The sequence below is a fragment of the Halomonas sp. TP35 genome (assembly GCF_052375975.1).
Taxonomy (GTDB): Bacteria; Pseudomonadota; Gammaproteobacteria; order Pseudomonadales; family Halomonadaceae; genus Vreelandella; species Vreelandella citrativorans.
The window spans coordinates 245623-271792 of sequence record NZ_JBQSUZ010000003.1 but is presented as its reverse complement, the minus strand read 5'-3'; the positions used below and the strand labels follow the sequence as shown (position 1 = coordinate 271792).

21 protein-coding genes and 1 pseudogene are annotated in these 26170 nt (G+C 50.9%); 7 read left to right on the top strand and 15 right to left on the bottom strand.

Annotated features, from left to right (window positions below):
- Positions 1–43: 43 nt before the first annotated feature.
- Positions 44–5443, top strand: a complete 5400-nt coding sequence (locus tag ACT3RU_RS06585) for a site-specific integrase (RefSeq protein WP_483392593.1) — start codon at positions 44–46, stop codon at positions 5441–5443.
- A gap of 530 nt (positions 5444–5973) precedes the next feature.
- Here ACT3RU_RS06585 and ACT3RU_RS06580 read toward each other — a convergent pair.
- A complete protein-coding gene (locus ACT3RU_RS06580) occupies positions 5974–6309 on the bottom strand; it encodes a YegP family protein (RefSeq protein WP_153844042.1) in 336 nt (111 codons plus the stop codon).
- Between the two features lie 467 nt (positions 6310–6776).
- Here ACT3RU_RS06580 and ACT3RU_RS06575 point away from each other — a divergent pair, with 467 nt between their 5' ends.
- A complete protein-coding gene (locus ACT3RU_RS06575; RefSeq protein WP_153844043.1) occupies positions 6777–7661 on the top strand; it encodes a helix-turn-helix transcriptional regulator in 885 nt (294 codons plus the stop codon).
- Between the two features lie 497 nt (positions 7662–8158).
- On the opposite strand, the gene ACT3RU_RS06570 is transcribed toward ACT3RU_RS06575, so the two are convergent.
- The 3 genes from ACT3RU_RS06570 to ACT3RU_RS06560 all read right to left on the bottom strand — a co-directional run bounded on the left by ACT3RU_RS06570 (position 8159) and on the right by ACT3RU_RS06560 (position 10694).
- Positions 8159–8998 (bottom strand): hypothetical protein, encoded by an 840-nt coding sequence (locus tag ACT3RU_RS06570; RefSeq protein WP_153844044.1) that lies wholly within the window; start codon positions 8996–8998, stop codon positions 8159–8161.
- Positions 8999–9470: 472 nt separating this feature from the next.
- Positions 9471–9794 (bottom strand): hypothetical protein, encoded by a 324-nt coding sequence (locus tag ACT3RU_RS06565; protein WP_196781574.1) that lies wholly within the window; start codon positions 9792–9794, stop codon positions 9471–9473.
- Between the two features lie 405 nt (positions 9795–10199).
- On the bottom strand, positions 10200–10694 hold the full coding sequence (locus ACT3RU_RS06560; RefSeq protein ID WP_194928591.1) for a hypothetical protein: 495 nt from the start codon (positions 10692–10694) through the stop codon (positions 10200–10202).
- Between the two features lie 643 nt (positions 10695–11337).
- On the opposite strand from ACT3RU_RS06560, the gene ACT3RU_RS06555 reads away from it, so the two are divergent.
- Positions 11338–11718, top strand: a complete 381-nt coding sequence (locus ACT3RU_RS06555) for a histone-like nucleoid-structuring protein, MvaT/MvaU family (protein WP_153844045.1) — start codon at positions 11338–11340, stop codon at positions 11716–11718.
- Positions 11719–12432: 714 nt separating this feature from the next.
- Positions 12433–12663, top strand: a complete 231-nt coding sequence (locus ACT3RU_RS06550; RefSeq protein WP_153844046.1) for a hypothetical protein — start codon at positions 12433–12435, stop codon at positions 12661–12663.
- Positions 12664–12671: 8 nt separating this feature from the next.
- On the opposite strand, the pseudogene ACT3RU_RS06545 reads toward ACT3RU_RS06550, so the two are convergent.
- A pseudogene (locus ACT3RU_RS06545) lies at positions 12672–13012 on the bottom strand (IS30 family transposase); the annotation flags it as partial.
- 507 nt (positions 13013–13519) lie between these two features.
- Between ACT3RU_RS06545 and ACT3RU_RS06540 the strand changes: the two are divergent.
- Positions 13520–13657 (top strand): hypothetical protein, encoded by a 138-nt coding sequence (locus ACT3RU_RS06540; protein ID WP_483392592.1) that lies wholly within the window; start codon positions 13520–13522, stop codon positions 13655–13657.
- Between the two features lie 151 nt (positions 13658–13808).
- Here the strand turns inward: ACT3RU_RS06540 and ACT3RU_RS06535 are convergent, their stop codons facing one another.
- From ACT3RU_RS06535 to ACT3RU_RS06525, 3 genes are all read right to left on the bottom strand, one after another.
- Positions 13809–13952 carry a hypothetical protein gene (locus ACT3RU_RS06535; protein ID WP_153844047.1) on the bottom strand — a complete coding sequence of 48 codons (144 nt, stop codon included), beginning with the start codon at positions 13950–13952 and terminating at the stop codon, positions 13809–13811.
- Between the two features lie 610 nt (positions 13953–14562).
- Entirely contained in the window at positions 14563–14907 is a 345-nt protein-coding gene (locus ACT3RU_RS06530; RefSeq protein WP_206478140.1) for a hypothetical protein, read from the bottom strand.
- Positions 14908–15243: 336 nt separating this feature from the next.
- A complete protein-coding gene (locus ACT3RU_RS06525) occupies positions 15244–16206 on the bottom strand; it encodes a L,D-transpeptidase family protein (protein WP_153844049.1) in 963 nt (320 codons plus the stop codon).
- A 225-nt stretch (positions 16207–16431) separates the two neighbouring features.
- Between ACT3RU_RS06525 and ACT3RU_RS06520 the strand changes: the two genes are divergently transcribed.
- Both ACT3RU_RS06520 and ACT3RU_RS06515 read left to right on the top strand, forming a co-directional pair.
- Entirely contained in the window at positions 16432–17109 is a 678-nt protein-coding gene (locus ACT3RU_RS06520; RefSeq protein WP_206478141.1) for a response regulator, read from the top strand.
- On the top strand, positions 17106–18413 hold the full coding sequence (locus ACT3RU_RS06515) for an ATP-binding protein (RefSeq protein ID WP_483392591.1): 1308 nt from the start codon (positions 17106–17108) through the stop codon (positions 18411–18413). The genes ACT3RU_RS06520 and ACT3RU_RS06515 overlap by 4 nt, the downstream gene beginning before the upstream one ends.
- A gap of 12 nt (positions 18414–18425) precedes the next feature.
- Here the strand turns inward: ACT3RU_RS06515 and dsbG are convergent, their stop codons facing one another.
- From dsbG to ACT3RU_RS06480, 7 genes are all read right to left on the bottom strand, one after another.
- Complete coding sequence (dsbG, locus tag ACT3RU_RS06510; RefSeq protein ID WP_483392590.1) at positions 18426–19208, bottom strand: thiol:disulfide interchange protein DsbG; 783 nt, start codon at positions 19206–19208, stop codon at positions 18426–18428.
- Between the two features lie 25 nt (positions 19209–19233).
- Positions 19234–20058, bottom strand: a complete 825-nt coding sequence (locus ACT3RU_RS06505) for a TlpA family protein disulfide reductase (protein WP_483392589.1) — start codon at positions 20056–20058, stop codon at positions 19234–19236.
- Positions 20055–21962 carry a protein-disulfide reductase DsbD gene (gene dsbD / locus ACT3RU_RS06500; protein ID WP_241254350.1) on the bottom strand — a complete coding sequence of 636 codons (1908 nt, stop codon included), beginning with the start codon at positions 21960–21962 and terminating at the stop codon, positions 20055–20057. Before dsbD ends, ACT3RU_RS06505 begins: the two co-directional genes overlap by 4 nt.
- Positions 21963–22089: 127 nt before the next feature.
- Positions 22090–22506 carry a DUF6691 family protein gene (locus ACT3RU_RS06495; protein ID WP_206478144.1) on the bottom strand — a complete coding sequence of 139 codons (417 nt, stop codon included), beginning with the start codon at positions 22504–22506 and terminating at the stop codon, positions 22090–22092.
- Positions 22503–22961 (bottom strand): YeeE/YedE family protein, encoded by a 459-nt coding sequence (locus ACT3RU_RS06490; protein ID WP_153844054.1) that lies wholly within the window; start codon positions 22959–22961, stop codon positions 22503–22505. Before ACT3RU_RS06490 ends, ACT3RU_RS06495 begins: the two co-directional genes overlap by 4 nt.
- Positions 22962–23095: 134 nt before the next feature.
- Positions 23096–24868, bottom strand: a complete 1773-nt coding sequence (locus tag ACT3RU_RS06485) for a SulP family inorganic anion transporter (protein WP_153844055.1) — start codon at positions 24866–24868, stop codon at positions 23096–23098.
- A 2-nt stretch (positions 24869–24870) separates the two neighbouring features.
- Positions 24871–26094: an NAD(P)/FAD-dependent oxidoreductase gene (locus tag ACT3RU_RS06480; protein ID WP_153844068.1), complete on the bottom strand. Its 1224-nt coding sequence runs from the start codon at positions 26092–26094 to the stop codon at positions 24871–24873.
- Positions 26095–26170 lie beyond the last annotated feature (76 nt).

Genomic DNA, 26170 nt, shown 5'->3' with positions numbered 1-26170 from the left:
AGCGGTTTTCGGCAAATGCCGCTTCTGGACGTGAGGGACATTAATGTCACAAGAGGTCGTAGGAAATTGTCACAATGAGCAGCTTGAGGCAGTGACCGTCAGTCTCGGGAAGCGGTTTCGAAAGCTGGTTGCGTGGTCGAATGATGAGGACTTGCTGGATGTGCTGCAGGTTATTTATCACGCCCTTGGCTTGAGTCCCCGTAATGATGCTATCGCCAATCTAGTTCGAGAGTGCTCACACCCCGAGTCTATCGAGATTCTCGCTTCCTGGGCAGGTGATCCGCTTGTCGATGAGCTGCAACGGTTTGTCGATCGTTTTAATGCTGACCATCAAATCTCACGGGAATATCCTGTAGAGGCGCATGCTGGTGATGTGGAGCAGAATAAACGCCAGTTTCAGGAAGGTGGAGTCACAAACAAAACCTTCTTGATCACGATGATCACCAACCCCCAGGCTCAAGCAAGTAACGACGCGCTCTTGTTTTGGCGTCGCCTGCTGCGTTTGTGGCTGGTCGTTCATGCGCTGCATCGTATTGCGCACCAAAAATGTATCGCGGACCGCCATATAAGCGACGCGGCACGATTTATTACGATCGGGCCCTACGATGAAAAGTGGCAGATGATAGATGCGCTCTTGCGGCGGTGTCGAAGCTTTGTCGGGGAGCACGAGCCGACGTTGGAACGTGTTAACGATGCGCTCATTTTTGCTATCAATGAAATACGCCTGGATTACTCTAATAACCGAGCGGTTAATCGTTTCTTTAATTCCGTTACCCGTATTGCCCGTGGCGAAGTAGCGCCTATAAATAATGAAGCGACGGCACCGTTATTGCGTATTGAGCGGTTTGTGCCGCCTGCCGTCTCGGTGGTCCATCATGTTAATGAAGAGGGAGAAGACACCCAGTACCAGTTTTATGCCTATCGACACGAGGCAAGGGCGGATCTCGATCCAGAAGAAGATGAAGGCACCTATGTTGCCACGGTGGATCCTTCAGAGAGTAATGCTGAGCAGCAGTTGGCGAGCCGTAGCTATTTTGTGCAAACGGCGGAAGCGTCGCATTTTTTGCCGTGGAGTTGGGAAAAGCTGTTACCGCCTGAACAAGAGGTTCTGCTGGACTGGATAGACCAGGGTTTATTCTCTCTTGATTCCGTAGACCAATTGGGTGCCGTAATGGTGTGGCTGTCAGTTCGGTTTTCGCGCACCCTTTATTTCGCCGAGCAATTTCGAATCGATGATACCCCGGGCGACGAATGGACATTGGCACAAGATTTTTCCTCTATCGCTCGAACATCTCCTCGGCGGGCGAATGCGTGGCAGGGCAGAGGGGAATCGCTGGTATATATCTATCCGCTAGAAGAGGTACTCTCCATTGAGTTGCCCACCCAAGTAGCCAGTGTTCTCCAGCAGAGGGCGAGTCAACAAAATACCTCGCCGATTATGCTACGCAACCTATGGGAAGGTGCTATCCCGCTGGAGCGCTGGTTTTACCAGCAGGCACAATCACATTTCCCACGCGTTACGAGTGCTAAGCTGGCACATGTTTGGGGTCAGGTTGTGTTTGATCGCACTCAAGATCCGCATTTGGCGCGACTGCTAAGTGCCCACCCCAATGCAGGGTTGCCTGGGGCTTCCAGCTATGCAACATGGGATATCACTGCGATCGAAAAAGGGTTGTCTCTTGGCCTGGCCGCGTCTGCCCCTTTCCCGCCAAGCGTCAATCTTATCGGTAGCCGACTTTCGCCAATAACGTCGTTATTGCGTGACGAGATAGCGCAAGCGAGGAGCGTGGTTGAAAAGAGCGCCGAAGCAGGGCTCGTCCACTACCATAATGCGCTGGCTCAATACTGTGTAATGGGGCTCTACGCTGCAACAGGCGGTCGGTTTCTTCGGGACCCGTTCGAATCCCTGCAGCATTTTAATCTCTCAGCACGCTGTTTGTACCTGAACGACAAAATGGACCAGGGACGTCGAAGCAGCCGTGTCGTGCCATTACCCCATCAGGCCGTCGAACTCGTGCATTGCTATATTTCGCACTTGCAGTCGCTAGCGATAGCCTTGGATGATGTGAACCCGATGCTGGCCGAGGCAGTATACAAAGTGTTGGCAGGCGACGGCCTATCGACCCTTCCGTTTTTCTTCTTGCTCGATGAGAGCTTGTCATGGCATTCCACGTCGACCATGGATTTACCCAGTGTTCCCTTATTTCAATGGCCACTGCCCAGCAATGTGTTTCGTCATCGCTATGCCCAACAATTACGTTACTTAGGCGTGCCCGCAGAGGTAGTAGATGGTTGGATGGGACATGCGGAGCGAAGCGTGGCTAGCTATGGGGATTTCTCGCCGCGCTGCTGGCAACATGATGCAGACGCCTATGCTCGCGAGGTCGATACTGCTTTTGATGGCCTGGGCTTCTTACCGCCAACTGCGCCGACGATATTACCTGGGGTCTCTGTTCAATGCCTGAGGGGTGTTGGTGAAGCTCAAAAAGCACCAGTGCCGCGGCCCTTCGGGCAACGCCTGCGAGAAAAAGAGCGCCGCCGCACTATCAAGCGAGAACACGAGGGGGCCAGTAAGGATATTGACGTTTACTTGGGGGGTGGACCCCTGTCAGATATCCAACAAGCAGACGTTGATACGTTGGTCCAGCGGATGTTGCATCGAAATAATTCCGTCATCCACCCGTATGCGTCACTTCGTTTATCGGTTTTGTTACGGCGCTTGGAAGAGGAAGGCAGCCGATATCAATATTCGATAAACAAACGCGTCGCTGAAGCCGCTGCAGAGAAATCACTCATCACGGCGCTAGCCGTCAAGGCCGTTTCGTTACTACCGAGCTTTGAGCAGTGGGCAGAGAATCTTCGCAAAACAGGACTTAAAGCACAGTTTTCCAAACTCGGCGCGCTGAGCGTCGGCGCCCTGTTGCTATGCTTGGAAAAACGCATCAGCTACCCACGCATGCTGCTTGATGTGGCTCAAGGGCGTAACTATCGACTCATCCAGCATCAACGGGACTATTTGCTCGAGTATAGTGAAAGCCTGGACATGGCGGACTACCGTGCCCCCGCTCAGCGTCACCGGGTTAGCTATAAAACCGCGTCTTTGTTGGCGGCCGGTCAAGGCCTTCAAAAAGAGGTCGACCTCAGCCAAGTCAAGCTCCCAGGTAATATCACCTCTCCCCCAGAAGCACTGAAAGCACACCAGCCAACGTTACCGGAGGCAAGTGTTCAAACGGTATTGACCACGCTGAGTGAGCTGATGTGCCAAGCTAATTTACTGACGCTGCCCGGTTTGGTCTCAGGTGCGTTAGCAGGCCGCGTCCCTTCTACAAGCCTGCCGCTAGTCGATGAGCTGCGCATTCGTGATGGGAATAGGTTTGCGTTCCCTACCCCCCATGATACCCAACACGATATGGAGGTGAATTTATCGACCGGTGTGACGCCTAGTTGGCGGGATATGAGTAAAGTCGAGCAGCAAAAAAGTGCGAATCGTCTTTATACAGAAGTACTGGAGGTTCTAAAAGGATATACAAAGCGCCAATCGCGGCGGACGGCCTCACAGCTCGATAAGCTAACCAACCGATACGAAGGAGAGGTGAGCGCCTGCGTAATGCTGTTAGTTCGGTGGATAAGCTTTCTAATGCGGCGAGGCAAAGTCGGGAAGCAAAACGACTATGCGCAAAGCTCGTTAACGCGCTATTTCTCGTCATTAAAGACGGCATTTGCCGAGTTCGGCTACCAGACAAACCTAGTCGATCACGACGAAGAGGAGGTGACAGCGCTGTATGCCAAGATGTTGACATTCGTCGAGTTGGCGTCGCAAGACGTGACATATTTTAGCCACCGACTGCGCGATTTTCATGCCTGGGCTGAAACGTTAGGGGTGGCGAGCCCTGACTGGCAGGAGCTATCAGTCTCGGACGATCGGCGCAGCGTGCGCCCAGGCATGCTAGTACAAAGTGAGTATCTTGCGTGCCAGTCAGTGCTACTTGCGAAATGGAGACACCACAGCGATGAAACGTTCCTGCTACTGGGATTTGTGCTGCTGCTCACCTTTCGGTTTGGTCTGCGGGCGCAGGAGGCCATTGGCTTGCAACGCAGTGATTGGTGTGAGCATCAAAACACCCGCTGGGTCCTGATTCGCGACAATGCCCAGCGTAAGCTGAAAAGCGATTCGAGCCGACGTGCCGTGCCTCTGCTTTTTGCGCTGGATGGTAGCGAAGAAAATATCATCGAACAGGTGTTCAGTCGTTTTACCTCATTGGCAGGTAATGACGTAAAACGGCCAATCTTGTGTGAGCTTTATGAAAGCCAGGCACGGCTCATCTCTTGGTCGCGGCAGGTCAGTCCGGTGTTAATACAGTTGCTTCGCCAGGGGACATCAAGTGACGGGCTAACACTGCACCATTGTCGCCACGCCTTTTATAACACCTTGGCACCGGCTCTATTCGGTATTAACACAGCGCTAACCCAATCGATATGTAAGGGTGTCGATGCGCGAGCGATACGCCAACAAGTATTAGGAGCTAATCACACGGTATCGCGTCGCAGCGGCATGGCGTCGGCGAGGCTGATGGGGCATCGGCACCCGCGTATTGGTTTGTTGAATTACAGTCATTGTTTATTCGATTGGGCGGATCAACTAACGCCCGTTTGTCATCAACGGGCAAGGAAAATTGCCGGTGTTCTACACACGGGCAACCTGCGACGACTTAAAGCCCCGGCGCTTGAGCAGGTCGATATCACCGTGCCCTATGCTGAGTTGACCTTCACGGCCTTATGGAAAATGCTGCGGTTTGTCGGGTTGGGCATGAGCTATGAGCGTGCTGGTCAGCGGGTCAATATCAGCCCAGAAAACATTGAGACGATCGCAAAAGGCGTTCGGCAAGCTGAGTCACATATGCGGTTCAAGGTGAAAAACAATAATGATAGGTGGGTCAATGGCGAAACCTATCCATATATCTTCTTGAGAAGCCTGGGCGAAAAAGCATGGCGTCGCTTCTTTGAGCATATTGAGAAGATAAAGGAAAGTGATTTGGCCGTTAAAGGCGAGTGTATGGGCCTCAATGAATTGCCTTTTTTAATTAGCAAAAATCGCCAGCTATTAATGAGCCACGAGACTCACCTGCGGTTCTTTATGAAGGTATTGGCACTTTTTGGGGTGCCAAAGCAAAATGTACAAGTGGTGTCAAGGAATATGCCAGACGAGATGGTTTATGCATTGAAAGATAATGGTTTGCATGCAGACGACGAAATCGATGGCTTCCAGCTCGACCCGTTTCCCATCGTGGTAGAGGGTGTCTTGGACCGTCGTCAACAATACGCCGCCCTTCGCCTCAAAAGGTCGCCGGTTGGCACTGTGCGCAATAGCCATGAACTCGCCGTTGCAGTCTTGGCATGTGGCCTGTTCGGTGGACTATCTTCTCCTGCGCTGGGAGATTGTTAGCGATCCACTGCCTTATTTACTCAAGCCAGTTGGTGCCGATCGCATGAATGAGCATTTTGGTATTAGCGGCCATAAGGCGCTGTTAGCTCAACTTGACTACGAGCTTTTGAAGTTGGCTTTTTAGTGATACGGCTGTGCTGAACATGCCGGAATCGCGCTAGATTGCCGGATTACGAAATGCTTCATCCGTATTGCTTGTGGTACGTATTGATTCTGCTGGCAATATGCCTTCCTCCTACAAAACCAGCGGCATACAGGCAAAGCAAGCTTGTATTGCAGTCCGTTATGTATAGTTCAGCACAATCGCAAAAATGGTTTACGGTTACATTCTCTGTAAGGGCTAGGCCAGCGCAACGATCTAAAGTCTGCTTGAAAGCGACAAGGCCAGTTACCTTCAAGGTGGCTACGCTTGCATCTTGCCACCGAGATACCGCGAACGTGCATAGGTGGGGATTGGGAATGACGCACAAAAAAATACCGCCTTATGAGCAAGGCGGTATCAACAATCACTCCTTATTGGTTGGAACGGCCTAGGTCAAGTCTTCCTCTGGTGCTGAAGGCCCGTTCGTCTTAACAGACGAGATCCCTGCATCCCTTGCACCCGCAGAGGAGTACATCTGACTTACCCCAATAATTTGGCCATTAGAGGCCTTGAGAGCAAAATAAGGGCTTCCATTAGTCGATGTCTTTCGATCGTAAAACCGGTCATCTGGACTATGCTGTCGAACCGATCCGACACCGTTCTGGGCACCAGTTTTGTTCTGATATCCCTCGCTTTGCAGAATGATTTCCCCGTTTCCCGCTTTAAGGCGGAAATAGTACTCTGCGCTGCGATCACTGCGGAAAATTTGGTACTTAGCTGACATATCAACGAGCCTCCTTTCGAACGCCTTTAAACGGAAGATCATCGGATTTCACATCCATGAAACGTCCTGTCTCTGCATCACGCTTTACCCATCTGCCAGAGCTCATCTGAGTTTGAGATCGTTGGCGCACTGCGCCTACTCGCTTATTGTCGCCATATGGACGATTGACTGCCATGACTGTATACCTCTCTAAACCAGTCGTTTACAAGTTCGCCATGGAGCAGTAGAATTCTCGCCGGTCAAAGCTGCAATCTACTGCCAATGGCGGTGGAAGTGCGCTATCAAACCCGATCAGCACATTGTTGTTCGGGTTTTTTAGTGCACGCCAATTATGGTAATCAAAATGATGCATACAGTCAATGCGACTATCATCATCAAAATGATTTGATGGCTGGCCTTGCGCATCCTATATTCAACCAAGTGGGAAAGCAGGCCGCTCGGCTTTACGTATATCGGGGAGAGAGGATATGAGGAGGACGCCATTTGAAGGAGTCTCAGGTCAACAGCTGGAAAGGTTGGCTCACATCGAATTTCTGGTTTACTTTACTGGAAAGGTCACTCGGAAAGACATTATGTCCAGGTTTGGTGTGAGCTCGGCGGCAGCTACCCGCGACTTGGGCACCTACATCGATGAAGCGCCAGTTAACATAGTGTATGACCCAAGACAGAAGCATTACGTAGCGACCAACCAATTCCAGTGCTTACTGCCTCTCTCTGCAGAGAAGTGCCTCTCCACGCTAACAAGTGGTTTCGGTGACGTTATGGAGAGCCGTGAGGTTTTTCGCTGCGCTTACAGCATAGCCCTTGAAAAACCCGACCTAGATATTACTGCTACATTCTCACGGGCCATTTCGTTGTCTAGGCCAGTTGAAATCGAGTATGTTTCGACATCGAGTGGATCTTCAACCCGAATAATCTGCCCGCATTCGTTAATGAATAATGGGTTGAGATGGCACGTCCGTGCCTATGACAGGAAAAGAAAAAAATTCTCGGATTTTGTGATTAATCGCGTGTTATCCATTGAGCTATTGTACCAAGAAATCTTTGAGAAAAATGAAAGCATTGATGAGGACGCTGAGTGGATGGAACAAGTCGAGTTAATCATCCAGCCTCATCCGCGGTTACCTAGGAATAAACAGAGAGCAGTAGAAGAAGAATTCAGAATGCAGGGTGGCGTCCTCTTAAAAGAGGTTAAAAAAGCCCAAGTAGGTTATCTTCTCAATAGTTGGAATGTTGACTCGACGGTTGATGCGGACCTGAAAGGCCATCACGTTTTACTGCACTTGAAGAATGCTGAAGATATCAAGAAAATGAATATTGAAAGTTTTCTATTGGCGCCAAGCCTGGACTAGGCAGAGGGTGGTCGAGACGTTAGTGACTTACATATCGAATAGTTTCGTATAAAGATATCAGCCTAAGTATTGCTGTTGATAAAGTATTTTTATCGATTGAGGACGCAGCGGGATTCTCTTAACGCTGTCTTTTGGGGCTGGCGTTTGGCCTTTTAGTGCTGCCAGTATTCAGTCTGATCTCAATTTTTAGTCTTTTGAACAAGGTTATATGCCATCATAGTCTTGGCATTGATGCCAGCTCGGTGCTGTGGCCTTATTACAAGCTATTTTTCGCTCCTAAGGTTTTTGCCTCCTTGGCTAATTTATAAGTGGTCGTTTGATGAAACCTTAACCTCTCCTGCCAGTGAATTTATTACCTCTGATTGCCAGCCCCCTATTTTTTGGGCAATGTACATGTTTTTCGGAAAACGGTTGGCTCGTTTGTTGCTAAAAATTGGAAATTCTCAATCTTTTTCTTCGAATTAAAGTGTCTACTGGCAACTAGATCCAGTACGATTTTATTGGATAAGTTTAAACCCTTCAGTATCCAATAACGTTCTATCTATTTCCAGCGTTTTGAGCGTATACGATGATTTTTGACTCTTGGTCTCGGTTGTTTTTCTTGCTGTGAACCGAACAGGTAGGCGTTTAAAAGCTGCTTCGCTAATAGTCGAAAGCAGGTCGGGGTGGGCAACTTTGAATTTTCGGATGCCTCCGGTTTTTGTTGAATTTTCTTGTATTAATAATATGTATATTTCATTCCGGCTATATGAATACCCATCGGCTAAACCAGCTCCGTCAGTTGTAGTCGACGTTGAAGTCTGTTTTTCAGGTTTAATAAACTCATTGTTGACGCATAGTAATGGATCGCTCTCTGGAGTGTCGAGAAGGCTAAATCCATCAGCGATTTTAGAGCTGCTCCATTTGGTTAAAAAGAGCTCTTGTCGTTCTTCTAATTTCTGAGCTGTTTCCCTACCTATCCAAGATACGGCTTGCTGCTCTTGGAAAAGGTCCCCGTCGGGAAGCATCTTTTGAACAATATAAATAGCTAGTGAACGTGCTTTTTGAATTATTTCTAATGCGATTTTTTTATCCAGTGTGGCTTCTAAATAGAAAACTATGCCTGCGTTTTTGGGCGTGTGCTCTTTTGTGAATATGACATAATCATGTTGAATGGATGTGTCATATTCTGTCCCGATTTCGTTGTTGATAGTTGAAGAAATGTAGCTGGCAAGCTTTTTTATAGCAGGGTCATTGATTTTGTCTTCATCATATTCCATGTATTCGTCATACACGTTTTTAATGGCGGCAGAGTTGGCAGCAAGGATGAATATTTGATTGTCTTTTAGTGGTTTCACGACGTCTCCCCGGTTTTGATATATGTATTGCCATTAAATTTATTAAACATTAGATGTATTGTGTAGATATTTTATATTAACTTATCCTAAGATGGCTAGTGTTTTTTTTTAAAATTTTTTAGCATTGTTTTAGTAGTAGCGGGGAAGGGTAAGTGAAGTCAATTATTTATCCCTAATGGTAAAGCTGGTTAACCGGAGTAATAAGAGCAGTTTGTTATTGGTCATTTATTTATCGTTGACTAGGGCTAAGAAGAGGTAGGTGACTCAGAGGCGGATTCCAGGTCCCCGATCTGATATTGCCTTGCTGGAAATTTTTTTGATGACACTGGAAATTAGCGTGACGGTCCGGAATGTCGGATTGGCATAGGAAACCCTGTCATGGGTTCTACATAGTGGGCCTATTGTAGAAGTGAGCACCTCCAACCTCTAATCCCGGATGAACCTTCAATATAAGGTGAAAATAAGCGTCAGTTTACGCATACCCGCCCTCGCGAACATGGGCGAGGTAAGCCATCAAATCGTGAGCTCTGCCTTGCATCATCAACTGCTCGGCTGTCAGGCCCCCCAATGCAGGAATCGCATATGTTTGACACCAAGCCCAGGCAGCGGTTCTAGAGCCCGCCCAAGGTTCGATAAGGTCTAATACTTCCCGCGTCAAGTCTTCTTGATTTTGTCTTTCGTTGTGACCATCACGGTAGAGAGCCCAGGCGAGCCCTGATCCAAACAGCAGTAGGGCGGCGATCAGAATGCCGATAGGGAGAAGGATAGCCAAAACATCAGAGGGTAAAGACAGCATATATGGACTCCTCTTCGTTGTTTAGGGAGCGCTTCATGACTCGCATTGCTCATTTGCAAGCCCCATTACCAATGGGGGCATCGAAGTTGTAAGGTCAAAGTTTCCAAGCTGACAACCGCCCTATGCTTGTCGCCGATCGCTTCAGCTATCTATAAATTTATCATATTTCCATAGCAGTGTGGTTGAGACGAGTTTCAATCTAGACGTCTCGCCATCAGCCGGACTGCCCAGATGCTCAAGCTCTTCGGGAGAAGGGGGAGCTAGTGCATCAGCGTGGGCAGTAGCCTGGCTACTAGCTCGGCTTCAGAAAAAGGAAGAGTGTGCTTATCCTTACGCTGTTCATGGGGTTGCGTCATGATGTCTAGCCTCTGTTGATGGTTCACACAAGATGAAGAGCGATGGATATCAGGCCCCTTTTTTTGGTGGCTTTTGGGACACAGCATCTGCATCTGTCTGTTCCCTGCCTACTTCGGGGATATTACGCCAAGTGGATATGTCATCTGATTCCTCAACATTTATATCGCACTGATCAAGCAGTAGCTCTAGTCGGTAAGGCCGATTCGTAGATGCTTTTGGGTGAGGTGTATGGTTGTCGGTTACGATCAGCGCCTCTTGAAGCCATGCATCGACTGCATCACAGACGGCATTATTTTCTTCTGGAGCTACGAGGATAACGCTATTTCCGGAACGGTGCAGAAAAAAGTCAACAGGTATATTGAGTGCGACCCCTCCCCTAAGATATGCCACTATCTCCCCACTCATAGCCGCCATATAAGCGTCATCGCTTTGTAAACACTCAAGTGCTTCACGGAACGTTTCCAGTGGCTGAGGAAACCGGTCACGTAGGTCGAAGGCTCGAAACGCGAAAATCTGTTGGCCTAATTCGTCCGGTGTTCTCATTGTTACCTCCGGTTAACATTCGGCACGAGTTTCAACGATGCTAGCACCCTAAATCATGTATAGACTGAAGGTTATTAGCACTGGGTTATAGTACATAAGCCGCCCAACACCAGCTAACCAATATCATATGTTACATGCCGTTGGCGCTGTGCAAGGGTGGTGCATTTCAGGAAGCCACGATGGAAATCGCTGAGAAGGACGGCACTGGTAGTAACGGAATTGTGGCTGAGATCTGCCTACCGCAGGATGTGTAAACCGATCCTGTCGCTTTCATCAGAACTGTCAGGGACGGTTTGCTTGGTCGCGTTATCAAGCAAGTGATCAGTACTCTTTCAACTGACCGAGGCCTATTCATTCGGCTCGTAGAGACAGACTCTGGCAATTTGCATCACTTCTACAAGCTAAAAGCCCTAGGAGGAACGCAGTGAGGCAGTGCTCGATATGAGGAACGCTGGTGTTGTGTGCTAGGTAAGGGGCGTGGCCGACATGTAAATCAATAAAGCGCACATAATGTCGTAAAGCAATTTTTCAGCTTAACTGGTTAGCTAAGCATCTAAAAATAGGCGATTGAAAGAAATTGGGTTGATATCATAAAGATCACCCTTGATAATTAGTAATTAAATTTAAAAGTGGAGTGAATTAAATGGCCTCAGTGCTAAACGATTACATCAAAAAAGAACAGATGCTTAAACAGTTGCAGGAGGAACTGCAAGCTCTGGAGAGCAATAGCGAGCTCAAGAAAGAACTTGAATTCAAAGAAAAATTACAAGCTTTGATGGCTGAGCACGGGAAAAAAGCACGTGATGTGTGTGAGATTCTTGAACCCTCATACCGTAATGCGCCAGCCAAAGGAGCCAGCAGCGGTACAAGTGGTCGTAAAAAGCGTGCGTTAAAGGTCTACAAAAATCCCCATACGGGCGAGGTGGTCGAAACACGAGGGGGAAACCACAAAGTTATTCAAGAATGGAAAGCGAAATATGGCAACGAGGAAGTGGTTAACTGGATCGTAGAAGAGCGCTCATAAGCCAATGTCGGCATACCGTGGGAGTGGCTATCAATGCGCATGCTGCTCCCTTCTAAATCCAGTGAATAGAACGCCGAGCCACGGTTAGGCCGATAGCACCCCTGAGCGGTCATTTGCTGATTTAGCTCTCGATGCAATTTCCTGGCAGGGTTTTTAATAGAAATGCTTGCATTGTCAAATAGGGCTCTTTAATTTGTTGAGAATCAATTGCTTATTAGAATCCTTGCAAATGCTGGTGATAATGGTCTTGCACTTGCGCATCTATCTGGTAAGGCTCATCGCGCAGGCGAGTTTTATTTCCATATCTTACAGGTGTAAGGTCAGGATGGTGGTTCCAGGAAAAACACATGCACACCAATAAGCTGTTATGACGGTGGTATCGTCAGCAACCAGGAGATGAAAATGCCAAAATTCATTATTAACCAGAATCAGCAGGCCAATGGGGATCATGAGGTTCATAATGCGACCACGGGTTGCTCATATATGCCGAATCCTGAGAATCAAATAGATCTGGGTTATCACGGTTCATGTCATGAGGCTGTTGCTGAGGCCAAGCGGCGCTGGCCGAACAATAGAATCAACGGTTGCTACTATTGCGCTAATGCATGTCATACAAGCTAGCACTCGCTATACAAAGCAATTAACGCCGGACGCTTGCCCCTTGCTCTGCTTTTTGTGGACATTTTAGCTCTTAAAAATAAATTGAGAAAGCCCATGAAAAATTCAAATTTGCTAAACGAAGAAAAGAAAGATTGTGTGCCTTATGGCAGTGATGTGTCTGCAGGAACATATCAATGTGCAGACTGCGGGCGCGAATATTCTAATCAATCGAAAACTTCACTACCACCATGCCCCGATTATTCAAGTAAGCCCCATCCTAAAAAATGTTGGAAGATATTGTCAGGACAAGGCGATGCGCCAGAAGATCCTTATCCAAATCAATAGTCCTGAAATCAACTAATAAGTGCAGCACCCGCGGTTTCTAGTGCTCCCAAGTATTCACCTAAGAACACCTGGGCTGGGGTTCGGTATCCCAGCCGTTTTTTGGTCTATCGTTTAGCTTATTGACTACCCTTCGTAGCTCTGTGTCAGACACACTTCTGAAATCAGTCCCTTTCGGGAAATATTGGCGAATCAGGCCATTAGTATTTTCATTGGTGCCACGCTGGCATGAGCGGTACGGCTCACAAAAATAGATCTTGGCCGAGACGGCCTTGGCAACCTGTCGATGTTCGGCGAATTCCGACCCGTTATCCAAGGTGATGGTCTGTGCTGCGCCTCGGCGTGGTTCTACTGCGTGCTGGGTGAACGGGGGGATCGACATGTTAATAAATAAGCGGGGGCCAATTTACGGTTAAACGCCTAAAACACGTTTGCGAAAGTCATCCATGGCGTGTGGCAATATTGCCTGCGACACTAAGCTATCGAGCATGCGAAGAAGGCCTTTATGACGACAGTGCCTATTTTTAAACACGGCAAGCAACAGGCGACCTGCTTACCTAGTGAAATGGCCTATGACGGTATTCGCGAACTCGAAATTTCGCAGATTAGGGACACCATTATGTTGCGTCCCGTCTGTCCGTCGTAGGCGTCATTTCCTGAGCTTTCCAAGGCTGACGCCGATTTTCTTCTAGATCGTCCCGAGGTGTTTGATGTTGAAACATTTAGCCCACGAAAGTAGCCGTCATGTCTAGTGAAATGCCCCCATAGGCAAGCGGGATTTCGCTGTATGGCGCGCTGACGTAAGCGTATGCTGGAAAAACCACGATCAAAATTTGGAAGGGATAGGAGGTAGACAAGGATGAAATTGACCGATATGAAACAGCGCAAGCTGAGGCTTCCTTTTTCTGAGTCCGACCTATTGCGAGGGCTCACGCCACACCGGGCACATGCTGACGAGCTGGCAACCCCATCCAGTAATGAGCTGAATCCGCAGTAACGTTTTGATGTGTGGCTATTTATAGAAACGTTGTGGATAGAGATTCGTGGCAGGGAAGTATGCGATTCCATAGTCGCCACCATGCTACGAAATTCTGCTGCCTAAAATCATAACGAGCAATGGCGGCTACTAACGATGTACTCGCCAATTATCACGAGAGACGATTCAAGAGCCAAGAGAGGGCGAGATCAGAAAGTGACGACTTGCCGTGATGCTCACGATGTTGGCTCCAAATCATGCACAGGGACACGATGGCTAAGCTCATCAGCATGGATGCCAGCATAAATTCATTCATAATCTACCTCGCGGCTTGGAATTGGCGGCTCGGAGCTTTTCAGTTTCTGTTATCGCTCACGCTAACGTTTCCTTTGGCATAGTAACGCTCGCAAGCTCTTGAGTCGGACGAAAACTGCCGCGAAGTAGGCCATAGGTATGCAAGCTTTGTAGTCACTGAGTATCGTTGATATCTGTCTTGCGCCCTAGGACTTTCTTCCCTTCATTGGCGTTGACAACACTTCAGACCCGCGTTCTTCCAAGAACTCGTAAACAAGAATACAGTACACGCCGGTAGATTCCATCGGGATGGTCATTATTCCCGCTTCCGATATCCACTCGGCTAACCAACGCAAATCGCTTGTGAATGTATCAAAACGTCGAACTGGTTGCCGGTTCCGGTCAGCTGGGATCGCCACAACATGGGAACGTGAACCAATGTCTATTGCTGTGGCATCAGGGTGGACGACTTGTCCCGTCCACGAGGAGAACGGAAGGATTGACGACCCATAATGGATCTCCTCAGCAACCGTTAAGTATGGAAGTGCTGGAAGAAAATTAGATGCCGCCAGGTCTTGTCGGCAAAGTCATGGGCCGCACAGGCCTTGCCGCACTCCGACCAGGAGTAAAGACTACCTCTCTCGGTTCTGCTCCAGCAGATTGAGCGATACAGGCAAGCCGTGATTGCTGTCGACGGTGACTTTGAATTTGCGTGCCGCCTTCGGCACCAGAGACTGGCGCTGCATAATAGCTCCAATCGTTTTAACGTCATAACGCTCGCCCTGAGATGCCAGTTCGGCCTGAACGCGACGAACACTATAGCGCTGCTCGCTGAGTTTTAGTTCAGTCGTTGCCGAGACTGAGCGGTAAGGCTGGGGTTGTGGTGCATCTGCTGCCCAGCGGTAAAACCCTCTTCGCGACACGCCGAGCACAATCGCCATCCGCAGGACCGCAAACCGGTGACTTTGCTTATGCATGAAGCGGTAACGCGCTATTTTTAGTCTTCGCGGAGTAGTTGGCCGCTTTTTTAAGATGGCTAGCTCCTCTGTCTGCTCCGGGAGCTGGCGTTTAAGTCGGGCGTTTTCAGTGGCCAACTCGGCTTCAATGCTTGAATAATGGGCTAGAAGTGTCCGGAGAACACAGGGCAGTCCAGTATAAGCCCCGGAGATGCCTACGAAACCCGGGGTGATTCACATAGCATTATTTGCTTGCACCTCTACGATGGCAGGGTCTACGGTTTTGAGAAGTGCTTCGCTCTGCAGTGTTAGCTCCATCAGCATTGAACGGCGGTTCTCTGTTCCCTAATATGTTGATTAGATTAGAGGCTCTATACGGGCGTTGCCCCGTTTAAGCGTGTTCTGCATCAGCTCATAATTAATGCTTGAGCGCTCTTTATCCGTTAGTTTCTCTGTATTACTTATAATATCAAGCAGTGACTTAATTCCCGCATCCTTGTCATCGGGCGAAGTAAATGCCTGCACGTAAGGCAATTGATCGGCGTCCCAGCCAAGCTTAATCGGCTCATCGATTATATTGACCTGAGTACCGGTGGGTATTTGATCAAATACGGCTTTAATATCGTCGGGGTGCATACGTATACAACCTCGACTGGCGCGCATACCAATGCCATCTGGTTGGTTAGTGCCGTGGATTAAATAGCCAGGAATATCCAATAGAATAGCGTGCTGACCGAGCGGATTATCGGGTCCTGGGGGAACGACGTCGGGCGGTGGGTCGCCGCGTTCAGCCGCTTCCTGACGAACGGATTCGGGAGGATACCAGGCGGGATCTTCAAGGCGCATGGTGGTTTTGGTAATCCCCAATGGTGTATCGAAGCCATCGCGGCCGATGCCAATGGGGTAGGTCTCAACGCGAGGTGCCTCTCCATCTTTCACCTCGGGGTAGTAGTAAAGTCGCAGTTCCGCGATATTGATGACCACCCCTGTACGCTCTACATCCGGCAGTATGTGCTGCGCCGGAATCTGAACCGGCGTTCCTTTACCGGGAACCCAAAGACTGGTGTCAGGATTAGCTCGCCGAATTTCCTCGTAGCCGACACCGTGTGCATGAGCAATATCAAGCAGGGTGTCCTCTTCGTCCTCTACGGTGGCGGTATAAGGCTCGCCCACGATGTTGCCGGTTTCAGGCAACAGGTAATGTCCTTGTGGCAGTGATGCCTCGCCAAATACCGAATATGAAATAAGCCACAGTGCAATGATGAGTGCATAGCGAAGCAGAGACTGGCGGCATGGCGGATTAACAAAGCAAGAGTTCATACGAAGCGCTACTCAATATACGACCAAAAACTCATTTGGCACGATGAACATTAACTGCACATGAAGCGTGGATAATGGTGGCTCTGAGCAATGAATTATGCCGCTTAGACCATAGCTTGAACGGCTTCGTTCTTGCTGCTGAAAGACTGAGCCTGTCTCATATTGCCTTCATCTCAGCATGGCATACTGCTTATAAAGCCCTTTTGATGCCCTTGAGGAGGACGCATGCGGGTATTACTGGTTGAGGATGACGCGCCGGTAGCAGCTGGCGTCGAAGCAGGATTGGCACTGAGCGATTTTGTGGTTGATACCGTTACTACACTCGGTGCTGCGAAGGGTGCATTGGCCACGATTAACTATGATGCTGTCATTCTCGACCGCCGTTTGCCTGATGGTGATGGGTTAACGTTGTTGCAGCAATGGCGTCGTGAGCACGTTGCGACACCTGTTTTGATGCTAACGGCGCGAGATGCCGTGGCGAGCCGCGTCGAGGGCCTTCAGGGCGGTGCCGACGATTATTTGGTCAAGCCGTTTGATCTTGACGAGTTAACGGCCAGGCTTCATTCCCTTCTGCGGCGGACGGCGGGGCAAGTGGATCACGCTATTCGTCACGGTAGCCTCGCATTAGATCCCATCACGCGAAGCGTTACGCTTGATGGAGAACCGGTTGTACTGTTGCGACGTGAGCTGATGCTGCTCGAAGCCCTGATTCGCGCTCGCGGGCGAATTCTGAGCGCTGATCAATTGAAGGACTGTCTTTACGGTATTGATGATGAGATCGAAAGCAATGCACTTAATGTGCACATCTACCAACTGCGTCGCAAACTGGGGCGCAACGTGATCGAAACCGTGCGAGGTGTGGGTTATCGATTGGGTAAATACAACAGCGCAGCGACCCCATGAATCTGCGCTTACGCCTTGTGGCCACGCTTGGTATTACGCTTATACTGCTGTGGGGTATTACGGCAGCATGGTCAATGCGTGACCTGTCGACCCAACTTGAGCATTCACTTGACCAACGTCTGGCGCAATCGGCCCGGATGGTGTCTGGTTTGTTGGATCGCGTGCCTGCAACGTCCTGGAACGGTGAAGAGGATAAAACCTCAACAATTCCCTCGCTGGACGGCATTGCTTGTCGGGTATCATCGCTTCGGGGTCAAGTGGTGGCGGGTACGCACCCTGAGATGAACGATGTGCTAGCCGTGGAGACCGAAGGGTATCGTTATCGCGAGCACAACGGGCAACGCTGGCGTGTCTACACGCTCGTCGATAACGACAAACGTATTACAGTGGCCGATCGTCTGAATGAGAGGGAAGTACTACTTCAGCAGGTTCGCCGTGCCGCGCTCTACCCGTTTCTACTGGCACTAGTGGGCAGTCTTATTGCGCTATGGTGGGGAGTGACACGCGGGCTTGCTCCTCTTTCCAGGTTACAACGGAGACTCCTGTCAAGGAACCATGACGACCTTTCGGCATTGCCTGTCCGTGGGTTGCCGGGTGAAGTTCGCCCACTGATCGATAGCTTCAATACGTTACTGTCACGAACGCGACGTATGCTTGAGTTGGAGCAGCGCTTTACCGACGATGCCGCCCACGAGCTGCGAACACCACTGACCGCCATTCGCACGCATTTACAAATTGCTCGACGTGTCGAGGGTCATCGGCAGTATGAAGCGATGCAGCAGGCTGAGGCTGGGGTAGATCGGCTAACCAAAACGCTAGGTCAGCTATTGTTGTTGGCGCGCATGGAAAGCGATGAGATCACACGGGGTAGTCAATCCGATCTTACGCCTGTTGGTGAAGCGCTGGCGACAGCGATGGCAGAAACCGGTAGTCATGACCAATGCCAGTATGACCAAAGCGTGAACCGGGTATGTGTCGCCCTATCGGAGACGCTTTTGGTGACTGTTCTACGCAACTTGCTTGAGAATGCGATGCGTCACGGAGCGCTCGGTGCGCCGATAGAGATTTCCGCACAGGAATCAGAGGGAATGGCCGTCATCGATATCGTCAGTCAAGGGAAAACCATTGATGCTGAACAACTCGCCCGCCTGACGGAGCGCTTTCATCGGGGAGATCATCCTCAAGGCAGTGGATTGGGTCTTTCGATCGTCGAAGCGATTGTCACCCGAGCAGGCGGTCGAGTGACGTTCGCGTCTGGCAACGATGTTGGGCTAAAGGTGACGCTTCAATTGCCGTCGAGTTAACCCTGTTGCGATTCAGGGCTTATTGCTTCCCATCATGGCACGCAATTTATCTGGCGAGGGTGCTCCCATCACACTGTGTACGTCACCGTTGTCATCCTGATAAAAAGTCGCGGGTGTTGCGTGGAGTTGGCTATCGCGCATTAGTTGGGTGTTGTCGCTGACCCACTCTTCGCTTTGCTCACCGCCCTCAATATTTGGCATCGCACCGCTGCGGTAATGCTCAGCTAGCGCTTCGCCAGGATGATCCGCATTTAGTATTGCGGCTGCCTTTTCAGGGCTGTCCGCTTTGAGAATCCCCACCATAAGATGACGAACCTGAACCTCGCCGCTTTCAACCCAGGGTTGGGCGTCTTCCCAGAGCTGGCGACAGTAAGGACAGTTGGGGTCACTGAAGGTGTATATAATGCGGGGCGCATCCTCGTCACCATCGCGCGTCCAGTGTTGATCAGCCATTTCTTGCCACAGCTTGGCGTTTCTTGGGCCGTTGACGAGTTGCTCTAGCCGCTCGGCTGAAACGTCCTCTGCCTCGGCATTGATCAGCTTACCGATTACGGCGTGCTCGCCTCCTGAGGTAAGGTAGGCAGCTACGGTCTGACCACGAGTGCTAGCGGCATACCCAGTAAGTCCGTCAGGCGCATCGAATTCACCATGAATCCTGAGGCCTTGCTGTTCGAGCTCTTGAATAGGGGCAGGCCACTCATCGGCAGTCGCATTCAGGCTTGTTGCCAGCACAATACTTGCCCCAAGTGTTAATGTGAGGCGTAGCGGCGACATAGAGGTGTCGAAAGCGGACATGTGTGCTATCTCCGTAGTGGGTGGGTTAGGGGCTGAAACGCTCAAGACTGCGATCAAGCGTGGCACGAGAAAGCTCACCAAAGTGGGTGTCGACAAGCGTGCCATCTGCGTTGTAATAAAGTGTGGTGGGCATTGCCATAGCGCCTACGTCATTACCGAGCGCATTGCTTCGATCAAGATAGACATTATCGAGCGTGAGCGACTCTTGTCGTAAAAATGTGTTAACGGTGCTGAGGTTCTCGCCTTGATTGACGAACACGAACGTCACGTCGTCTCGCGCTTGTTGAGCCTGCTCAAATACGGGCATTTCACGTCGACACGGCGGGCACCAACTGGCCCAAAGATTTACCACCATAGGGCGACCGGCTTTGTTTAGCGTCTCGGGAAGCGTCACTTCCTTATGCTCAAGTGTGGCTAACGGTGTCGTGGGAATACTAGCGCCTTGAGGGGGCATGAGTGCCAGTACACCCGCCGTTAGCGACCAAACCAGAGTTCCTGAAATAACGGCAATGCCGAGCGGTCTTCGCTCGCGAGGTTGGCACCATAGCCGCCAGGCAAGATACATCATGGCCACGGCAAAGCCAGCTAGTGGCTCAAAGCCGCGATCGCGGATGTCGAACCACGACCAGAACGTGCTGTAACTCTCTACGTATTGGACGACAAAAATGAACCTTGCGCCGATCAGGCCCAAGAGCACGGCATTGAAGATACTATTGTCGACGTTGACCTTTCGATGGCGGCCCAAATAGCCTCCGACGATCAGCGCGACAACTATCGAAAGCACAAGTACAAGCAGCCCGACGTTCAGCCCTACTGGGCCGATGGCGAGACTTTGATCGAGAGGGCTCATGAATTACCTTCGGTAGTATTGCGGTTGGTTTCTTTTGCTTGTTCAAAGCGTTCAAGAAACGCGTCAGCGTCTAGCTCGCCGATAATGCGTGCACTTCGTCGCTCCTTCCCGTCAGGTCCGAACCACATGAGCGTCGGCGGCCCAACGATGCCGAAGTGCTCCATGATCTCCTTGTCAGACGCGTCATAGTCGGTCACATCGATACTTAACCGTTGTACATCCTGCAGTTCGGCTTGAACGGTGGGGTCAGCGAAAACTTCTTGTTCGATCACCTCGCAGGAGATACACCAGTCGGCTGTAAATTCGACGAGCGTCATCTGGCCGCTAACCCCAGTCTGAGCAATACGGGCGTCAAGCGTGGCCAAATCGTCGACCTCATCGAAGGTAAGCGGTTGTTCGGCGTTTGCTGACGACGATGCTGTGGCTGAGCCATCGTTGGTGGACGTATAAACCGCTAGCGGGCGCCAGGGATCAGAGGCGCCACCGGCAGCGCCGATGAACACTAATGTACTCCATAAACCGATGATGACTGCGATTGCGGTTGCTGTTTGAGAGACCACATTTGAGGCGTTGTCATCTCGTGACATGGCCTGTAGCGAAACGGCAAAACCAAGCCCTAATGCGCCCCATAGCGCGAGAATGATGGCATCAGGTGCTACGCGATCCACAAACCAGATCGCCATCCCCAGTAATACAAAGCCGAAAAGCGCTCTGATGCGAATCATCCAGGCACCCGGCTTAGGGAGAAGCTGGCTACCTACCGTACCGATCAGGATCAGTGGTAAGCCCATTCCGAGACCAAGCGATAGCAGAGCTGCGCCGCCCAACCAAGGGTTGCCACTATCTGCGATGAACAGCAGCGCTCCGGCTAGAGGCGCGGTCATGCATGGACCCACTAGCAGAGCAGAGAGGACGCCCATGATGGCAACTCCCTTCAAGCGTCCACCGCGTTGACGCGACATGCCTGCATCAAGTCGCTGGCGAAACGCTTTCGGCAGCTCTAATTCGAACAAGCCGAACATGGCGAGGGCAAGTACGATAAACAGTAGCGAGAACAGGCCGATAAACCAGACGTTCTGAAACAGCATCTGTAGATTCGCGCCTGCCAGGGCAGCGGCCACGCCGAGAAGCGCGTAGGTGGCCGCCATGGGCAGGACGAACGCAGTAGACATCACTAAGCCTGCCGCGCGGTGGCTCTCGCCCACCTCTCGTCGCCCCACGATGAGGCTCGATAGGATCGGTATCATCGGCAACACACAAGGCGTGAACGTCAGTAGCAGTCCCATGCCGAAGAATGCCGCCAGCGTCCAAAGTCCATTACCCCCAGCCAGTTGCGCTGCTAATTGCTGATCTTCCGCCATCGTATTGTCTGGCTCGGGCGTAGGGCTTGACTCAGATAGGGATTCGTTCGCAACATCCGGTGGTTCATCCGTTTTGGATATGTCCTGGCCAGCAGATGCTAAGTCAAAGGTCTGTTCCTGGGGCGGGTAGCAAAGGCCCGCATCGGCGCAGCCCTGCCAGCGAAGCGTGATCGTTTCAGCGTTGCCAGGCTGAGTGGTCATACTCAACGAATGACGATAGACCTCAGAGCGACCAAAATACTCGTCCTCAATGGTTTCCCCGTCTGGAATATCCAACGATAGCTCGCGCCCGTCGGTCTCGGCAGAAAAACGGTGACGATACAGATAGTAGTCGGGCTCGATTTGCCAATCGATCTGCAGTGATTCGCCATCACGACTCAGTGTTGGCTTGAAGGCCTGCTCAGGAGGAAGGACGTTTTCCTGCTCTCCAAAGAAAGATTGCGCGGTAGCTATTGTGGCAATACATAGTAACCCCAGCATCAGCATCCACTGCACAAGCCTTAAGCGTATGACCTGTTGTAGCGGCCTGTTCATCGCTCGCATTTCCAGCACTCCTGATTCGATGCTGGTTAGCGTGGCTGATGGGGATTAACTGAACATGAAGCTTTTTCTGCTTAGTGGCTTGGCTGGCGATTTCAAGCTACAGAGGTTGGTTATGCTAACCCAAACGCTATGCAGTTTTGGTGGGGATCGCGCGTGCCAAGAACCAACCCATCACCATGGTCACAAGCATGGCGAACAGCGGTGCAGAAATCCCGATGATGGAAGCAAAAGCGGGGCCTGGGCAATAGCCAGAAAGCCCCCATCCAATGCCAAACATTGAGGCGCCGCCGATCAGGCGAATATCCAGGTCTTGTCGAGTGGGCAACTGAAAACGCTCACCAAAGAAGGGATGCGAACGACGTAGTACCAGTCGATAGCCAATGAAATTAGTCACCACCGCGCCACCTAGTACGAACATCAGAGTCGGGTCCCAAGTGCCGGCGATATCCAGGAAGCCGATTACCCGTGCCGGATCCGTCATACCTGAGATGGTCAGGCCAAGACCAAAGATCAAGCCTGCGATGTAACCCACCAACGTTTTCATACGTTGCCTCCCATGACATGACGAACCACAAAGACGGTAATAATCGCAGCGATTAAAAAGGTAACGGTGGCGACTAGGGAGCGCACCGATAACCTTGCGAGACCGCAAACACCGTGCCCGCTAGTGCAGCCGCTTCCTAGGCCTGTTCCAAACCCCACTAACAAACCGGCTACTAACATCAGCGGCACGCCCCCAGTTGGCTGACCGATGACCTCGCCGGGGGCACCGGCTACGTTGCCGAGCCCGCCAATGAAAAGTGCTAGTACGGGGCCGCTTACCAGCCCTAGAACGAAGGCCAAGCGCCAGGCACTATCTCCCTTCGGCCGTTCGGTAATGAGGGTGCCGATAATGCCGCTGATGCCAGCGATACGGCCCAGAGAGGCCATTAACCAAGTCGCTGAGAGACCAATCAGGACACCGCCGATCAGTCCCTGAAAGCTTGCTGTAAAATCCACGACATACTTCCTCTAATGTTAAGTGATTGGTCATACGCTAGTTCATTTGACAGTGTCAATATCGATAAGCGTGTGGATATAACTTAATCTCCCTCTTCATATCGACATGGTCGTCAATGAAAAGACTGTCTTGGTTACTGCTGGCTAGTGCCCAGCCTAGCACCGCTAGAGACTAAAGCCGGTGAAGAGAGTACGTCGCTTTGATTGTGCAAAACGCGCCAAGCATCATAGGTGGTGAAAAACACTTGCCCGGTCAACTCGTGATAAAACGACGTGTGTTTTAGATGATCCATCACCGGCCCCTTTACTTCAGCTAAATGGAGTGTCGCGCCCGCGTCTTTTAATCGTCCGTTGATGGCTTCCAGGCTTTCCAGCGCTGAAGCATCAATCACGTTCACTGCTTGGCAGGTCAGTACAATATGTTGCAGCGACAATGAACGTGCAGCTAGTTCCATAACAGTGTCTTCCAAGTAACGTGCATTGGCGAAATAAAGGCTTTCATCTATTCGCAGAATGGCGAGCCGCTCGTCGACTTCTACGTTATGCCGCTTCACATTACGAAAGTGCTCGGTGCCAGGCACTCGCCCTACTACCGCGCTGTGGGGCTGACTGGTGCGATAAAGATGCAGGCCCAATGACAGCAATACGCCACTTATAATGCCGATTTCAATGCTGTGCAGCAGGGTAAGTAGAAGCGTGGCTACCATCGCAATGCCATCGCTGCGGGAGTACAGCCAAGTGCGTTTCACTGCAGGAAGATCAATTAATGTACCGACCGCGACAATGATAGTGGCGGCCAGAGTTGCGGTAGGCAAAAATGCCAGCAGGTCGGTCAACAGCAGTGTTGAGAGAACGATTCCCAACGCGGTAAATGCGCCCGCTAGCGGTGTCGCAGCGCCTGCTTCAAAATTAACCACCGAACGAGAAAACCCACCCGAGACAGGTGAGCCCCCGCTTACTCCCGCGCCCACGTTGGCCATCCCCAAGGCAATCAGCTCTTGATTGGGGTCAATACGTTGGCGACGCTTAGCGGCGAGCGTTTGGGCTACGGAAATCGACTCCACAAACCCTACCAAGCTGATCAAGAGCGCGGCGGGGAGCAAACCCAGCCACAATGATTGATCCAGGCTTGGAAACGCAATCGCGGGCATACCGCTGGGCACAAAGCCGACTAAATTCACGCCTTGCTGCTCCAGGTTAAAAAGCCAAGCCAATAGTGTGGTGACAATGACCGCTGAAATTGGCGCTGCTTTGACCAGGTGTGCTGCAATTCCAGCGGAAACACCGGCATTGCTAAGCCACTGTTTCAGCCACTTTCGGCACACCAACAAATACCCCCACACGCCTAAGCCAATAAACAATGTAATGGTGTTCACTTGCTGCCACTGGTTAAAAAGTGCCCCCAACACATCAATAACGTTATGTCCGGAAGCCTCAACACCTAAAATATGTTTGAACTGGCTCACAGCAATCAAAATGCCCGAGGCAGTTACAAAACCCGAGATCACAGGATGACTTAAAAAGTTGGCCAAAAAGCCTAGCCGTAAAACGCCCATGGCGATGAGGATAAGCCCCGAGAGCGCGGCTAGCACTAATGCAGCCCCCACGTACTCGGGGCTTCCTTGGGTAGCAAAACTACTTAATGCTGAGGCCGTCATCAGTGCCGCAACAGCCACCGGCCCAACGGCTAACGTCGCGCTGGTGCCAAAAATGGCGTAAAGCACTAGCGGCAACATGCTGGCGTAAAGCCCCATTTCTGGCGGCAACCCAGACAATAAGGCATAGGCTAACGCCTGAGGCACCAGCATCAGCGTTACGATCACTGACGCCAGAGCATCCTGTGAGAGCAATGTTCGGTTGTAGGACCGCAGCCAGCCAATGAGTGGCACCCAACGTTCTAGCATCATAATTAGCTAAGCCACTCTTTGCCTCGTAACATTAACCGCCAATAAATCCATGGCAGCGCCTTGGCTTTTAGCTGCCAGGCAGCGTGAGTGGGGCGAGTGCCGTCGTTGACCCATTTAGGAAACGTTGGCTGTAATTGACCGTTATAGCCAAACTCCGCCAGCACAATTTTGCCTCTTTCCACAGTGAGTGGGCATGAGCCATAGCCGTAATACGCCGCGCTAAGCGGTTTATCGTGGAGTGAGGCCAACACATTTTGAGCAACGACTGGGGCTTGCTTGCGCACCGCGGCTGCCGTTTTGGCATTGGTAGTGCCGCTAGCATCACCCAGCCCAAAAATATTGGGGTAACGTTCGTGTTGCAGCGTACTCGCATTCAGGTCGAGCCAACCGCCCGCATTAGCGAGGCCAGATTCAGCAATTAAAACCGGGGCTTTTTGAGGAGGTACTACGTGGAGCATATCGAACGGCCGCTCAACTGTTTGCGAGCCGTTTTCACCTGCGACTTCAAATTGCGCTACTTTTGCAGCACCGTCTACCGCGGTTAAGCGGTGTTTATAAGCCGTTTCAATGCCGTAATGCTCGATATACTTCTGAAGGGCAGGAACGTAATCCTTCACACCGAAAAGTACCTCACCGGCGTTGCAGAACGTGGGTTCAATCTGCCCAAGGTTACCTTGTTTACGCCAGTGGTCGCAGGCCAGATACATGGCTTTCTGAGGGGCGCCGGCACACTTGATAGGCATCGGCGGTTGGGTGAACAGCGCCTTACCCTGCTTAAGCGACTTCACCAATGACCACGTATAAGGTGCAAGATCATAGCGGTAGTTTGACGTTACACCGTTGTGACCAAGCGTCTCTTCAAGCCCGCTGATAGCACTCCAATCAACCACAAGCCCTGGTGCGACAATCAGGCGTCGATAGCCCAGGGTGTGGCCGGTTGCCAGCACGACACTCTCGGCATCAGGATTGATACTTTCAGCGGTGGTTTGATGCCAAGTGGCTTTTTCAGGCATCACGTCTGCCATCGGCTTGCGAGTCGATTCCTGAGTAAAAATGCCGCCACCCACCATGGTCCAGCCTGGTTGATAAAAGTGGCTTTCCGCGGGCTCGATAATGGCGATGGTTAAATCTGGCTGGCGGTTGAGCAAGCTAGCAGCGACCGAAATGCCGCCCGCACCACCACCAATAATGACTACGTCGTAGGTTGCCGTTTGTTGAGAGTTCATAAGGGCTCCAGCATGTTTTTTATTGTGATTCATTGGCTTTTTGGGTAAATCATCCACGTTGCTAATCATTTCCTTC

Coding starts and splice junctions, on each gene's coding strand:
- ACT3RU_RS06585 (WP_483392593.1), top strand. CDS start 44: ATGTCACAAGAGGTCGTAGGAAATTGTCACAATGAGCAGCTTGAGGCA.
- ACT3RU_RS06580 (WP_153844042.1), bottom strand. CDS start 6,309: ATGTCAGCTAAGTACCAAATTTTCCGCAGTGATCGCAGCGCAGAGTAC.
- ACT3RU_RS06575 (WP_153844043.1), top strand. CDS start 6,777: ATGAGGAGGACGCCATTTGAAGGAGTCTCAGGTCAACAGCTGGAAAGG.
- ACT3RU_RS06565 (WP_196781574.1), bottom strand. CDS start 9,794: ATGCTGTCTTTACCCTCTGATGTTTTGGCTATCCTTCTCCCTATCGGC.
- ACT3RU_RS06560 (WP_194928591.1), bottom strand. CDS start 10,694: ATGAGAACACCGGACGAATTAGGCCAACAGATTTTCGCGTTTCGAGCC.
- ACT3RU_RS06555 (WP_153844045.1), top strand. CDS start 11,338: ATGGCCTCAGTGCTAAACGATTACATCAAAAAAGAACAGATGCTTAAA.
- ACT3RU_RS06550 (WP_153844046.1), top strand. CDS start 12,433: ATGAAAAATTCAAATTTGCTAAACGAAGAAAAGAAAGATTGTGTGCCT.
- ACT3RU_RS06540 (WP_483392592.1), top strand. CDS start 13,520: ATGAAATTGACCGATATGAAACAGCGCAAGCTGAGGCTTCCTTTTTCT.
- ACT3RU_RS06535 (WP_153844047.1), bottom strand. CDS start 13,952: ATGAATGAATTTATGCTGGCATCCATGCTGATGAGCTTAGCCATCGTG.
- ACT3RU_RS06530 (WP_206478140.1), bottom strand. CDS start 14,907: ATGCATAAGCAAAGTCACCGGTTTGCGGTCCTGCGGATGGCGATTGTG.
- ACT3RU_RS06525 (WP_153844049.1), bottom strand. CDS start 16,206: ATGAACTCTTGCTTTGTTAATCCGCCATGCCGCCAGTCTCTGCTTCGC.
- ACT3RU_RS06520 (WP_206478141.1), top strand. CDS start 16,432: ATGCGGGTATTACTGGTTGAGGATGACGCGCCGGTAGCAGCTGGCGTC.
- ACT3RU_RS06515 (WP_483392591.1), top strand. CDS start 17,106: ATGAATCTGCGCTTACGCCTTGTGGCCACGCTTGGTATTACGCTTATA.
- dsbG (WP_483392590.1), bottom strand. CDS start 19,208: ATGTCCGCTTTCGACACCTCTATGTCGCCGCTACGCCTCACATTAACA.
- ACT3RU_RS06505 (WP_483392589.1), bottom strand. CDS start 20,058: ATGAGCCCTCTCGATCAAAGTCTCGCCATCGGCCCAGTAGGGCTGAAC.
- dsbD (WP_241254350.1), bottom strand. CDS start 21,962: ATGCGAGCGATGAACAGGCCGCTACAACAGGTCATACGCTTAAGGCTT.
- ACT3RU_RS06495 (WP_206478144.1), bottom strand. CDS start 22,506: ATGAAAACGTTGGTGGGTTACATCGCAGGCTTGATCTTTGGTCTTGGC.
- ACT3RU_RS06485 (WP_153844055.1), bottom strand. CDS start 24,868: ATGATGCTAGAACGTTGGGTGCCACTCATTGGCTGGCTGCGGTCCTAC.
- ACT3RU_RS06480 (WP_153844068.1), bottom strand. CDS start 26,094: ATGAACTCTCAACAAACGGCAACCTACGACGTAGTCATTATTGGTGGT.